This is a genomic window from Leucobacter fengyongliangi (genome assembly GCF_052386045.1).
Genome location: NZ_CM126356.1, coordinates 833,922 through 846,765 on the forward strand (window position 1 = coordinate 833,922; position 12,844 = coordinate 846,765).

10 protein-coding genes are annotated in these 12,844 nt (G+C 65.2%); 8 read left to right on the plus strand and 2 right to left on the minus strand.

Annotation, left to right across the window (positions count from 1 at the left end; genetic code table 11):
• The first annotated feature begins 56 nt into the window (after positions 1 to 56).
• Both hutU and ACTNFK_RS03940 read left to right on the plus strand, forming a co-directional pair.
• Complete coding sequence (gene hutU, locus ACTNFK_RS03935) at positions 57 to 1,793, plus strand: urocanate hydratase (protein ID WP_433647560.1); 1,737 nt, start codon at positions 57 to 59, stop codon at positions 1,791 to 1,793.
• Positions 1,794 to 1,823: 30 nt separating this feature from the next.
• Positions 1,824 to 3,095, plus strand: a complete 1,272-nt coding sequence (locus ACTNFK_RS03940) for an amidohydrolase family protein (RefSeq protein WP_433647559.1) — start codon at positions 1,824 to 1,826, stop codon at positions 3,093 to 3,095.
• A 49-nt stretch (positions 3,096 to 3,144) separates the two neighbouring features.
• On the opposite strand, the gene ACTNFK_RS03945 is transcribed toward ACTNFK_RS03940, so the two are convergent.
• Entirely contained in the window at positions 3,145 to 3,966 is an 822-nt protein-coding gene (locus tag ACTNFK_RS03945) for an IclR family transcriptional regulator (RefSeq protein ID WP_433647558.1), read from the minus strand.
• 132 nt (positions 3,967 to 4,098) lie between these two features.
• On the opposite strand from ACTNFK_RS03945, the gene ACTNFK_RS03950 reads away from it, so the two are divergent.
• Both ACTNFK_RS03950 and ACTNFK_RS03955 read left to right on the plus strand, forming a co-directional pair.
• A complete protein-coding gene (locus tag ACTNFK_RS03950; protein WP_435936267.1) occupies positions 4,099 to 4,524 on the plus strand; it encodes a hypothetical protein in 426 nt (141 codons plus the stop codon).
• Positions 4,521 to 5,528: a DDE-type integrase/transposase/recombinase gene (locus ACTNFK_RS03955; RefSeq protein ID WP_435936268.1), complete on the plus strand. Its 1,008-nt coding sequence runs from the start codon at positions 4,521 to 4,523 to the stop codon at positions 5,526 to 5,528. Before ACTNFK_RS03950 ends, ACTNFK_RS03955 begins: the two co-directional genes overlap by 4 nt.
• An 84-nt stretch (positions 5,529 to 5,612) precedes the next feature.
• Here ACTNFK_RS03955 and hutH read toward each other — a convergent pair whose 3' ends face one another.
• Complete coding sequence (gene hutH / locus ACTNFK_RS03960; RefSeq protein ID WP_433647557.1) at positions 5,613 to 7,187, minus strand: histidine ammonia-lyase; 1,575 nt, start codon at positions 7,185 to 7,187, stop codon at positions 5,613 to 5,615.
• 226 nt (positions 7,188 to 7,413) lie between these two features.
• Between hutH and ACTNFK_RS03965 the strand changes: the two genes are divergently transcribed.
• The 4 genes from ACTNFK_RS03965 (at position 7,414) to argH (ending at position 12,824) form a co-directional block, all read left to right on the plus strand.
• Entirely contained in the window at positions 7,414 to 8,388 is a 975-nt protein-coding gene (locus ACTNFK_RS03965; protein WP_433647556.1) for an agmatinase family protein, read from the plus strand.
• 103 nt (positions 8,389 to 8,491) lie between these two features.
• Complete coding sequence (typA, locus tag ACTNFK_RS03970) at positions 8,492 to 10,402, plus strand: translational GTPase TypA (protein ID WP_435937726.1); 1,911 nt, start codon at positions 8,492 to 8,494, stop codon at positions 10,400 to 10,402.
• A 71-nt stretch (positions 10,403 to 10,473) separates the two neighbouring features.
• The gene (gene argF / locus ACTNFK_RS03975; protein ID WP_435937725.1) at positions 10,474 to 11,400 is read left to right on the plus strand and encodes an ornithine carbamoyltransferase; all 927 of its coding nucleotides are present in this window, start codon (positions 10,474 to 10,476) and stop codon (positions 11,398 to 11,400) included.
• Positions 11,397 to 12,824 (plus strand): argininosuccinate lyase, encoded by a 1,428-nt coding sequence (argH, locus tag ACTNFK_RS03980; protein WP_435937724.1) that lies wholly within the window; start codon positions 11,397 to 11,399, stop codon positions 12,822 to 12,824. The genes argF and argH overlap by 4 nt, the downstream gene beginning before the upstream one ends.
• Positions 12,825 to 12,844 lie beyond the last annotated feature (20 nt).

Below are 12,844 nucleotides of genomic sequence, written 5' to 3' on the forward strand. Positions count from 1 at the left end.
AGCGAGGTGAGATGGAACCAGCGATCTGCTCTCGAAATCTCTCGAAAGGCACTCCCATGGCACTTCCTGGCACCCGTCCCGTCCGTTCGCCACGCGGTACCGAGATCTCGGCCAAGAGCTGGCAGACCGAGGCTCCGCTGAGGATGCTCATGAATAACCTCGACCCCGAGGTGGCCGAACGGCCCGACGACCTGGTGGTCTACGGCGGAACCGGCCGAGCGGCGCGAAGCTGGGAGGCGTTCGAGGCCATCATCGACACGCTGCGCGACCTCGAGGATGACGAGACGCTCCTCGTGCAATCGGGAAAGCCGGTGGGGGTCTTTCGCACACACGTTTGGGCACCGCGCGTGCTTATTGCGAACTCGAACCTCGTGGGTGACTGGGCCAACTGGCCGGAGTTTCGCCGCCTCGAGGCCGAGGGGCTCACGATGTACGGGCAGATGACCGCGGGGTCGTGGATCTACATTGGCACTCAGGGCATCCTGCAGGGCACGTTCGAAACCTTCGCCGCGGTTGCGAGAAAGCTTGCCGCCCAAGGTCGCCTCCCCGCGCAGCCGGATGGCGCGGCGGAGGGCACCCTCGCGGGCACGATCACGCTCACTGGTGGCTGCGGCGGCATGGGGGGAGCGCAGCCGCTCGCGGTGACACTCAACGGCGGCGCATGCCTGATCGTCGATGTCGACGAGACACGTCTACGGCGGCGACACGGTAAGCGATATCTCGACGAAATGGCGACCGACCTCGACCAGGCACTCGCGACGGTGCAGCGCGCCCAGGCAGAGCGGCGCGGCTGGTCCGTTGGGCTTGTCGGCAACGCTGCCGAGGTCTTTCCCGAGGTGCTCCGCCGACACCTGGCGGGCGAGGTTACGATCGATGTGGTCACCGATCAGACGAGCGCGCACGATCCGCTGTCGTACCTTCCGGTGGGAGTTTCCGTTGCCGACTGGCATGCCCGGGCCGACGCAGACCCCGAGGCATTCACTCTCGCCGCCCGCCACTCCATGGCGACGCAGGTCGCCGCGATGGTCGGTTTCCAAGACGCGGGAGCCGAGGTCTTCGACTACGGTAACTCGATCCGCGATGAGGCGAGGCTCGGCGGGTACGACCGTGCGTTCGAATTCCCGGGTTTCGTGCCCGCCTACATTCGGCCTCTCTTCTGCGAGGGCATGGGTCCATTTCGTTGGGCGGCGCTCTCGGGCGATCCCGAAGACATCCGCGTGACCGACGAGGCGATTCTCGAGCTTTTTCCGGGCGATGCGCACCTGCACAGGTGGATCCGCGCGGCACAAGAGCGGGTCGAGTTCGAGGGGCTGCCTGCCCGCATCTGTTGGCTCGGGTACGGAGATCGCGCGAAGGCCGCGGTGCGGTTCAACGAGCTCGTTGCCGAGGGGAAGCTGAGCGCCCCCATCGTGATCGGGCGCGATCACCTCGACTCCGGTTCGGTTGCCTCCCCGTACCGCGAGACTGAGGCCATGGCTGATGGCTCGGATGCCATCGCCGATTGGCCGATACTGAATGCCCTGCTTGCGTCTTCGTCGGGGGCCACCTGGGTGTCGCTGCACCACGGTGGTGGAGTCGGAATTGGTCGCTCCGTGCACTCCGGGCAGGTGTCGGTCGCCGACGGCACGGCGCTCGCCGCCCAGAAGCTGCAGCGCCTCTTGACGAACGACCCGGGCATGGGCGTGATCCGGCACGTTGATGCTGGGTATGAGCGCGCGGCGGAGGTTGCGCGCGAACGAGGCGTGCGAGTGCCGATGGAACCCGTGATCCGCAATACCGACCGGGCCCTGTAGCCCGCCACCACTGTGCCGAGGGAGAGCCGCATGAGTCACACGCTGCTGATCGACAACATCGGCGAGCTCACGACCAACGACGAACGGCTCGGGTCCGGTTTCCGTTCCGGTTCCGGTTCCGGTGCTGGTGCGGGTGCCGAGGCGAGTGCCAACGGGCGGATTTCCGATGCCGCAGTGGTCATCGAGGGCGATGTTGTGGTCTGGGTTGGACTCGCGTCCGACGCGCCGGCCGCCGACACGCGTTTCGACGCGGCGGGGCGCGCGGTCTTGCCCGGTTGGGTTGATTCGCACACGCACATGGTCTTCGCCGGCGATCGCACCGCTGAGTTTGAGGCCCGCATGGCAGGGGAGACGTATGCCGCGGGAGGCATCAACCGCACAGTGGAGGCGACTCGACTGGCAAGCGACACAGAGCTTGAGGCGAATCTCACTCGACTGATCGCAGAGGCCCGAAGCGGTGGCACCACGATCATCGAGACGAAGACCGGCTACGGTCTCACCACCCAGGACGAGCTTCGGTCGGCCCGCATCGCAGCGAAACACGCTGACGCCGTCACGTTCCTCGGTGCACACGTGGTGCCGACGGGAGTGGATCCGCAGACCTATCTCGAGCTTGTAACCGGGCCGATGCTCGCAGCCGTGGCACCACACGTGAGCGCGGTCGATGTGTTCTGCGAGGCCGGCGCGTTCGACGAGACCGCCGCCAGACGAGTGCTCGAATCCGCGGCCGACGCCGGCCTCGCAACCCGCGTGCACGGGAACCAGTTGGGACACGGCCCGGGGGTGCGGCTCGCGGTCGAGTACGGATCGCTCAGCGTTGACCACGTGGGCTTTCTTTCTGGTGCCGACGTTGACGCGCTGGCACAGTCGTGGGGAGATGGGCGTCGCGGCACGGTTGCGACGGTGCTGCCGGCCTGCGACCTGTCAACGCGCATGCCACTCGCCCCGGCGCGGCAACTGATCGATGCGGGCGCGGTGGTGGCGATTGCCTCCAACTGCAACCCCGGCACCTCCTTCACCACCTCGATGGGGTTCTGTGTGGCCACCGCAGTGCTGCAGATGGGGCTGACCGTGGCAGAAGCGGTGCGTGCCGCGACACTGGGCGGGGCCAGGGCGCTCAGCATGCACGAGACGGGCTGGATCGATCCCCGGGGCGCCAAGCAGCCCGCGGTGGGGATGATCCGCCCAGGTGCCCGTGCTGATCTTCAGCTGCTGGAAGCCCCCTCGGTAACGCACCTCGCCTATCGCCCCGGTGTTCCGCTGACCTCGGCCGTGTGGAGGGCCGGCATCCGCGTCCGATAGGGGGCCGCGCAGCTTGTACAGGCTGTCCTGCAGATGCCTCGGGTGCCTTTTAGTGCGCGGCGCGGCCGTAGATACGCGTCGAGAGCGTCTCGGCCGCCACGCGCACGTGCGAGGCGAGCTCGGCGAGGCGATCCGCTGTCGCCTCGTCGTCGCGAAACGTCACCGCGACCGCGGCGACCGGCCACCCGCGGTGATCATTCACGGGCATTGCGACAGAAGAGAAGCCCGGCGTGACGGATCCGCGTTCAAGGGCGAATCCGCGTGTGGTCGTGGCATCGAGCACCGCACGCAGCCTCGAGTAGCGGTCGATGTCGATCTCGTGATCTCCGTCGATCGGCCTGGCGGCGTTGATCGCATCGCTGTTGTCATGCCGATGCACAAAAGCGTCACGGTCGGGGTAGAGCGCCCGCACCTGCGCGCGCGGGAGTGCCGCAAGGATCGCCCGGCCACTCGCCGTCAAGTGCATGGGCAGCCGCACGTTGACACCGGTGACCAGGGCTGGGGCGCCTTGGGCGCGTTCCTCGACGACGTAGAGCACGTCGCGGCCGTGGGGCACAGCCAGGTGGCCGCTGACGTGCACGCGATCAACCAGGGCGGTCAGCAGCGGACGACCGATCCGGGTAAGCGGTTCCTGCCGGGAGTACGCCGAGCTCAGCTCGAAAGCCGCGATCCCAAGCCCGTACCGGTGCTCCTCCGGCACGTGCATGACGAAGCCGTGCTCCTGCAGTGTGTCGAGCAGGTGGTACACGGTGGATCGGGGCAGCCCCAGCTGCGTCGCGATCATGCTCGCGGGCAGTGGTCCCCGCGCCCCGGCCAGGAGGGACAGGATTCGCAGCGTCTGATCCGCTGCGGGCACCTTTGGCTGACTCACAGCGGCAGCCTATCGCGAGGCCACCGAGGTCGGATATGTCAGTTGCGTCGGAGGGCTGGGCCCTCTTTGGCCCGACTGCCCTCTTTGCCAGGCTGTGTGTGAGTCACTCGGTTGACAGAAAGGTCACCCATCATGTCGATCACGCCGGGCTTCACTCTCACGGAAATCCGTGAGTATGTGCACGAGTACCAGAACCTTCCCCATGGCACGAAAACGAGATGGTTGAAAGAGCAAACCTTTTCCAAGCATCAGATCATGCGCTGGCAAGATGCCGTGTTCGGGGGCGATCTCGACCGCGGCATGATTCCGCGAGAGAGTAGCGGTATGACACCAGACGCGAAGGCCCGCCGGGAGATCTCCCACCAGCAGCGCAGCATCCCGAAAGAACAACACGACGCAGAACTCGCCGCGCTCAACGCCCGGATTCGTGAACTCGAGGGAACGAATGACGCGTTGGGAAAAGCTATCGGGCTCTTGCACAAGCTGAACGAGCAAGAGCCCGATACGTTGCCGGCGACCGGGCGAGAGAGTTCATCACCGCCGAGAACCTCCTCGTGACCGAGCTCACCCGCATCACGGGGTCACAGCGTAAGGCCCTGAGCCTTGCGGGGGTGTCCCGGGCGACGTGGCATTACCGGCAACAGCCCCGCCAAGTGGTGATGGCCCCGGTTCCGCAGGCCGAGCGGGCGTACCGGGCACGCATCAGTCCGACCGATCGGGAACGCATCGTGGGGTACATTCTTGCGGGGTGGGCGAAGAGCGTGTCCGTGGATCATGCGTACGCGTCGGCGTGGGATGCGGGAGTGATGCTCGCGTCGCGTCGCACGTGGTGGCGGATCGCTGCCGGCATCGAGGAGCAGATGCTGCGCCCGCAGGTCCCGACCCGGCGCGGGAAACGGGCCCCACGCGAGAAACCCGTCGTGACGGCGACCCGGCCCGGGCAAGCGTGGTCGTGGGACATCACTGACTTGTACTCGCCGTGGTGGGGGAAAACGTTCAAGGCATACAAGATCACCGATATTTTCTCGCGTGAGATCGTGGGGTGGCGGGTCGAGGAACGAGAGGCTGATCACCTCGCGGTCGAGATGTTTGAGACCGCGATCGCCCATTACGGAGCCCCGGAGGTGGTGCATGCGGACTCGGGGTCAGCGATGCGTTCACACGCGCTCCTGAACGCGCTCACCCACCACGGAGTCACGTTGTCGCATAACCGGCCGTACGTCTCGAACGATAACCCGTTCTCCGAGGCCGGGTTCCGCACGATGAAGTACCGGCCCGGCTATCCCAGAGTCTTCGCTGATCTTGCTGCCGCCCGCACGTATCTCGCCGAGTATGTGGCCTGGTACAACACCGAGCACAAGCACTCCGGGATCGCGTTGTTCTCACCCGCTCAGGTCGGTGACGGGTCATGGCGTGAGGTGTGGAAGACCCGCGACCTCGCGTTGCAACACTATTACGACACGCACCCGGAACGGTTCCGCGGGCGCCCGGTTACGCCGGCACCAGCGGACCTCGTGGGAATCAATCTCCCGAAACAAACCACACAACTAACGTCCGAGTGACTCCACACAGCTTGACACAGAGCGCTGGAGTGAGATATCCGACTGAGCTGAACCCTGTCCCTTGTGAGGCACCTCGATCGCTGCTCATTCCAGCGGCTCAGCGAGCGCAGCCTCCGCGGCTTCTAGCACGGCACCGGACACCACGAAGTGGTGCGCAGCATCGATGAGTGGAGACAGAAAGGTGTCGGTCGCAGGCGCGGGAATGCGTGTGCGAAACAACCGGTGGATCGCGGAGGTTGCGGGAGCGGGCGTGCCTGCGCCGTCCGCAGCTCGAAAATCGAGCGCGCGCGTCGAGGCGAGCAGCTCGATACCGAGCACGCGGCTGAGCCCGTCGAGAGAGCGCCTCAACTTTCGCCCGGCGTGCCAGCCCATCGAGACGTGGTCCTCCTGCATGGCCGACGAAGGAATTGAGTCCACCGAAGCCGGTGCAGCGAGGCGCTTCAGTTCGCTCACGATGCCAGCCGCCGTGTATTGCGCGATCATGAGGCCCGAGTCGAGGCCGGGGTTGGCTGCGAGAAACGGCGGCAGCCCGTGGCTGCGCGACACGTCGAGAAAACGGTCGGTGCGGCGCTCCGAGATGCTCGCGAGATCCGCCACCGCGATTGCCAAGAAGTCGAGCACGTACCCGACGGGGGCGCCGTGGAAGTTGCCGTTCGACTCGACCCGGCCATCGGGCAGCACAACCGGGTTGTCGATCGCGGATCGCAGTTCGATCTCGGCCACCATGGCGGCGTGCGCCGCCGTGTCTCGCACCGCGCCGTGCACCTGCGGGGCGCAGCGCAGCGAATAGGAGTCTTGCACGCGGGTGAACTCGCCCTCGTGCGGGCGCTGGATCAGGCCCGACTCGACGAGTACCCGGGCGATGTTCGCGGCGGCCACGGCCTGACCGTGGTGCGGACGCAGCGCCTGTAGCTCGGGCGCGAACACCGCGTCCGAACCCATGAGCGCCTCGACGCTCGCCGCTGCAGCGAGGTCGGCGATCTTCAGCAGCGAGCTCAGGTCGTGCAGCGCCAGGCACAACATACCCAGCATCCCGTCGGTGCCGTTGATGAGGGCGAGTCCTTCTTTTTCTCTGAGCACCACCGGGGTGATCCCGGCACGCTCAAGTGCCGCCGCCGCTGGCTCGGGGGCGGCGGAACGATCTGCACCCATGCGCACCATCCCCTCGCCGATAAGTGTGAGCGCGCAGTGCGCGAGGGGACTGAGGTCGCCCGAGCAGCCGAGTGAGCCATACTCGTGCACCACCGGAGTGATGCCTGCGTTGAGGATGGCCGCGTACGTTTCTGCGACAACGGGGCGCACGCCGGTCCGCCCGGTTACGAGGGTGTTCAGACGGAGAAGCATCAGTGCGCGCACCACCTCACGCTCCACCTCCGGGCCGGTGCCAGCGGCGTGCGAGCGGATCAGGCTGCGTTGGAGCTGTGCCCGGTTTTCCGATGGGATCTGCACCTTGGCAAGTGCCCCGAATCCCGTCGAGACGCCGTAGTGCGGGCGCGTGTCGCGTGCGAGTTCATCGATCATGCGGCGACTCTCGGCGATCCGCTCCAGCGCGCTGGGGTCGAGTGTCACCGGGGCATCCTCGCGCGCGACGGCGACGACATCGCCGATGGTGAGCGTGCCCTCACCGAGGGCAATCGTGTGGTCTGAGCGTGCGTCCATTCCATGATTCCAGCGCACCTGCGGCCCGGAGGGCACCCCGAATGAGTCTCATTTGTCTGGAATACCAGACGCTCGCCGTCGTGGGTCCTCGAGGTCGGGCCGGCAGCCGTGAAGAATGGGGTGGAGGTGCTGGAAAGCCGAAGCAGGCCGACATTTTCTGTCCCCTGCGCGAGCAGAGTCGGTCTTGCGGGGAGGGCACCGCTGGGAGACAATCAGGCGGGAGCCCATGAACATCAAGTCGTCAGACCTTTCGCATGATCCGCTGTGGCCGCGCACCGGAGGATGGCCCCCGCCGCGTCCGGGCGAGCAAGTCGACCTCGCGCTCGTCGGCATTCCCACGTCGCGCACCTCGCTCTCGCCGTCACAGGCGCACGAGACTCCCGCTGCGGTGCGGCGTGCGTTGCGCCGCTATTCAAGCCATCTGGTGGATCCGGCATCGCCCGGGGCTCGCGGTGCAGAGCGCGAACTCGTGCTCGACGAGGTGCTGCGTATCGTCGATGCCGGGGATCTCACGGGGCCCGACTCCGTTGCCGGCGAAAAGGATGCCACCGAAGCTGTGACGGTACTCGCCACGCATGCTCGGCTCGTGATTGCGCTCGGGGGCGATAACGCGCTGACCGTGCCCGCGGCCATTGGGGTGTCCGGGGGAGTTGCCGGGCTCCGCACCGCCGGACTCGTGACGCTCGACGCACACCACGATCTGCGCGAGGGGCGAAGTAATGGCTCGCCGGTGCGGCGCCTGATCGAGGCCGGGCTTGATCCGCATCGCATCGTGCAGGTCGGCATCGCGGATTTTGCCAACTCCCGGGCTTACCGTGAGCGCGCGAAGGATCTCGGAATCACGGTGGTGCATCGAGACGAACTGCACGATCGGCCGATCAGCGCAGTGGTTGCGGAGGCGCTCGAGATTGCGGGGGCGGGGGGCGGCGCGATCCACGTCGACCTTGATGTCGATGTCTGCGATCGCTCGGTCGCCCCGGGGTGCCCCGCCTCGTTGCCTGGTGGGCTGCAAGCGCACGAGTTGCGACGCTTCGCCCGCTTGTTCGCCGCGGACGATCGGGTGCGCGGCATCGACATCGCTGAGGTGGACGTTCAAGCGGACTCCGCAGACGGTCGAACTGTGCGACTCGCGGCTCTCTGCGTGCTCGAGGCGATCGCCGGACTCGCCTCGCGAACCCGGCTTGGTGACCCCACAGACTGATCCGTTAGAATAGTGTGTCGGCTTTCTTGCGCTCGGCCCATCGTGTCGCGCCTGGCATCCGCGCCGCCGGCATTTCGTATTTCGTTCGTTAGGAACTACCTCTATGGCTCTCGCCACTCGCGAAGACCTCCGCAACGTTGCCATCGTCGCTCACGTCGACCATGGCAAGACGACCCTCGTCGACGCCATGCTGCGTCAGACGAACTCCTTTGACGCACACTCCGAGATGGACGATCGGGTTATGGACTCGAATGATCTCGAGCGCGAAAAGGGCATCACGATTCTGGCTAAGAACACGGCCATCACCTACGTTGGTGCCCACGCGAAGAACGGGCCCATCATTATCAATGTCGTTGATACTCCGGGTCACGCCGACTTTGGTGGCGAGGTCGAACGCGCGCTCTCGATGGTCGACGGCGTGGTGTTGCTCGTCGATGCGTCCGAGGGGCCGCTGCCGCAGACTCGCTTCGTGCTGCGTAAGGCACTCGAAGCCAAGCTCCCCGTGATCCTCGCGGTCAACAAGACCGACCGCCCCGACGCGCGTATCGATGAGGTTGTGGTCGAGGCGCAGGATCTGCTTCTCGGGCTTGCCTCTGACCTCTCCGAAGATCATCCCGATATCGATGTGGATGCCGTACTCGATGTCCCGACGGTGTACCTCTCGGGCCGTGCCGGGGCTGCGAGCCACAACAGGCCAGGCAACGGTGAACTTCCCGACAACCCGGATCTCGAGCCGCTGTTTGAGACCATCCTCGAACGTGTGCCCGCACCGAGCTTCGACGATGAGCACCCGCTGCAGGCGCACGTCACGAACCTCGACTCCTCGCCGTTCCTTGGCCGTATCGCGCTGCTGCGCGTGCACAATGGCTGGATCCACAAGGGCGAGACCGTCGCGTGGGTGAAGCAGGATGGCACGGTGCAGAACGTGCGCATCACCGAGATGATGCTCACCAAGGCGCTGACGCGCTTCCCCGCTGAGAAGGCTGGCCCCGGCGACATCGTGGCCATCGCGGGCATCGAGAACATCACCATCGGTGAGACGATCTGTGACGCTGAAGATGTACGCCCGCTCCCGACCATTTCGGTTGACGAGCCCGCCATCTCGATGACGATTGGTGCCAACACCTCGCCGCTCGTCGGCAAGGTAAAGGGCCACAAGCTCACCGCCCGCATGATCAAGGATCGTCTCGATCGCGAACTCATCGGTAACGTTTCGTTGCGCGTGCTCGACGTGGGACGCCCGGACGCGTGGGAGGTGCAGGGTCGTGGCGAACTCGCGCTCGCGATCCTCGTCGAGAACATGCGTCGCGAGGGCTTCGAGCTCACCGTTGGCAAGCCCCAGGTGGTCACCAAAGAGGTCAACGGGAAGGTACACGAGCCCTACGAGCACCTCACCATCGACACCCCCGAGGAGCACCTCGGCGCGATCACGCAGCTGCTCGCCGCCCGTAAGGGCCGTATGGAGAACATGACGAACCACGGCACCGGCTGGGTGCGCATGGAATTCATCGTTCCCTCGCGTGGTCTCATCGGGTTCCGCTCCGAGTTCATGACCACGACCCGTGGTACCGGCATCGCCAACGCGATCTCGCACGGCTACGACGAGTGGGCTGGCCCGATCGTCACCCGCAACAATGGGTCGATCGTGGCTGACCGCTCGGGTGTCGTCACGCCCTTCTCGCTCATCAACCTGCAGGAGCGCATGTCATTCTTCGTGCAGCCCACGCAAGAGGTGTACGAGGGCATGGTCATCGGCGAGAACTCGCGCAACGAAGACATGGACGTTAACATTACGAAGGAAAAGAAGCTCACCAACATGCGTGCGGCAAGCTCCGACAGCTTCGAATCGATGACTCCGCCGCGTCAGCTCACCCTCGAGGAATGCCTAGAATTCGCTCGCGAAGACGAGTGCGTCGAGGTGACTCCCGAGGTGGTGCGAATCCGCAAGGTGGATCTTGACGCGAATACCCGCGCGCGCTCGGCCTCACGGTTGAAGCAGCAGCTCGCGAAGTAGTCGCGACAGCAATTCGCTAACGAGGACGGGGTGGGGCGGAAGCCCCACCCCGTCCTCGTTAGACTAGGCGGGTGACGAGACACTTTCTGCGTGATGACGATCTGACGCCTGCCGAGCAACGTGAGGTTCTCGACCTCGCGGCCCGTCTGAAGCTCGATCCATTCGCCGAGCGTCCGCTTGAGGGGCCAAGATCGGCCGCCGTCTTCTTTGACAAGACCTCAACCCGCACACGCTTCAGCTTCGCCGCGGGGATCGCAGAGCTGGGCGGCAACGCGATCATCGTGAATCCGGGCGAGGCCCAACTCGGTGCCAAGGAATCGATTTCCGACACCTCGCGGGTTCTGTCACGCATGGTGGATCTCATCGTCTGGCGCACATTCGCCCACGCAGGGCTTGAAGAGATGGCGGCAAGCGCGACCGTGCCGGTAATCAACTCCCTCTCCGACGATTTTCATCCCTGCCAGATACTCGCCGACCTCCAGACGATTCGAGAGCGCAGGAGGGAGCTTGCAGGTTTGACCGCGGCATACGTCGGCGACGCAGGGAACAACATGGGGCACTCCTACCTGCTGGGTTTCGCGACCGCCGGCATGCACATTCGTGTCGCTGGGCCAGAGGGCTTTCTGCCCCGCGCCGAGATTGTCGCCGATGCCGAGCGCATCGCAGCAGAGACCGGGGGCAGCGTCACGGTAACCACCGATCCGGTGGCTGCGGTAAGCGGTGCTGATGCGGTGATTACTGACACCTGGGTATCGATGGGTCAAGAGGCCGAGAAGGCGGGGCGCATTGAAATCTTCGGTAGGTATCGAGTGGATCCGACGCTCATGGCGCACGCGAAGTCCGACGCGATCTTTCTGCACTGTCTGCCGGCCTACCGCGAGTTCGAGGTAGCTGCGGAAGTCATTGATGGCCCGCAGAGCGTGGTGTGGGACGAAGCGGAAAACCGACTGCACGCGCAGAAAGCTTTGATGGCCTGGTTGTTGAAGGAGAGCAAATGAGCGAGACTGAAAACCGAGCGGCGGAGGCCGGAGCGCTGTGGGGCGGCCGGTTTGAAAGCGGTCCCTCGCCGGAATTGCAGCTCCTGAGCAAGTCCACTCAGTTCGACTGGGTGCTTGCACCGTACGACATTCGTGGTTCGAAAGCGCACGCTGCGGCGCTCGCGTCGGCCGGTTACCTTGACGACGCTGAGCTTGTGGCCATGCGTGAGGCGCTTGATGAACTCGCCGCGCGCGTTGCTGATGGCAGGTTCGTGCCTGCGCACGACGACGAAGATGTGCACTCCGCGCTTGAACGCGGGCTCATCGAGATCACCGGGGTGCAACTCGGTGGCAAGCTTCGCGCGGGACGTAGCCGGAACGACCAGATTGCTACCTTGGTCCGGCTCTACCTGCTCGACCATGCCGCGGTCATCCGTCGGCAGCTCCTTGACTTGGCCCAGGCCATCCTGTCTCAGGCGCTCGCTCATCCCGCAGCCATTCTGCCGGGTCGCACGCACCTGCAGCACGCGCAGCCAGTGCTGCTCGCCCATCAGCTCGCCGCGCACGCGTGGCCGATCGTGCGCGACCTCGAGCGTCTGCGCGACTGGGCGGTGCGTGCGCGTCGCTCGCCATATGGCGGTGGCGCGCTCGCGGGGAGTTCGCTGGGCCTCGATCCCCGGCTGATTGCGACCGAGCTCGAACTGGGTGATCCACTCGAAAACTCGATTGACGGCACAGCCGCGCGCGATGTGGTGGCCGAGTTCGCATTCATCTGTGCTCAGATCGGCATTGACCTCTCGCGACTGAGCGAGGAGATCATTCTCTGGAACACCAAGGAGTTCGGCTTCGTGCGTCTGCACGATGGCTACTCGACCGGTTCCTCGATCATGCCGCAGAAGAAGAATCCTGATATTGCCGAGTTGGCACGCGGGAAGTCGGGGCGCCTCATCGGCAATCTCACCGGGCTGCTCGTGACGCTCAAGGGCCTGCCGCTCGCCTACAACCGCGACCTGCAGGAAGACAAGGAGCCGGTATTTGACTCCGTGAATCAGCTCGAGGTGCTCCTGCCAGCGTTCACCGGCATGGTCGCAACGATGCGCTTCGATGTGGATCGGATGGCCGACCTTGCACCGCAGGGATTCTCGCTCGCGACCGACGTCGCTGAGTGGCTCGTCAAGCAGGGCGTGATCTTCCGCGATGCACACGAAATCTCCGGCGAATTGGTGAGGTATTGCGAGGATCGTGGCATCGAGTTGCATGAGCCAAGCGACGAGGAACTGGCGGCGGTATCACCGCACCTCACACCAGATGTGCGCGAGGTCCTCACGATCGAGGGATCCGTCAACTCCAGGGTAGGGGTGGGGGGAACCGCTCGTGTGCGCGTCGACGAGCAACTCGCGCTCCTCTCCGAGCGAATTGCCGAGTTCCGTGCAGTCGACGCGTAGCGAGCAGAACTGATTCCGAG

Coding starts and splice junctions, on each gene's coding strand:
- argH (WP_435937724.1), top strand. CDS start 11,397: ATGAGCGAGACTGAAAACCGAGCGGCGGAGGCCGGAGCGCTGTGGGGC.
- hutU (WP_433647560.1), top strand. CDS start 57: ATGGCACTTCCTGGCACCCGTCCCGTCCGTTCGCCACGCGGTACCGAG.
- typA (WP_435937726.1), top strand. CDS start 8,492: ATGGCTCTCGCCACTCGCGAAGACCTCCGCAACGTTGCCATCGTCGCT.
- ACTNFK_RS03965 (WP_433647556.1), top strand. CDS start 7,414: ATGAACATCAAGTCGTCAGACCTTTCGCATGATCCGCTGTGGCCGCGC.
- ACTNFK_RS03940 (WP_433647559.1), top strand. CDS start 1,824: ATGAGTCACACGCTGCTGATCGACAACATCGGCGAGCTCACGACCAAC.
- ACTNFK_RS03950 (WP_435936267.1), top strand. CDS start 4,099: ATGTCGATCACGCCGGGCTTCACTCTCACGGAAATCCGTGAGTATGTG.
- hutH (WP_433647557.1), bottom strand. CDS start 7,187: ATGGACGCACGCTCAGACCACACGATTGCCCTCGGTGAGGGCACGCTC.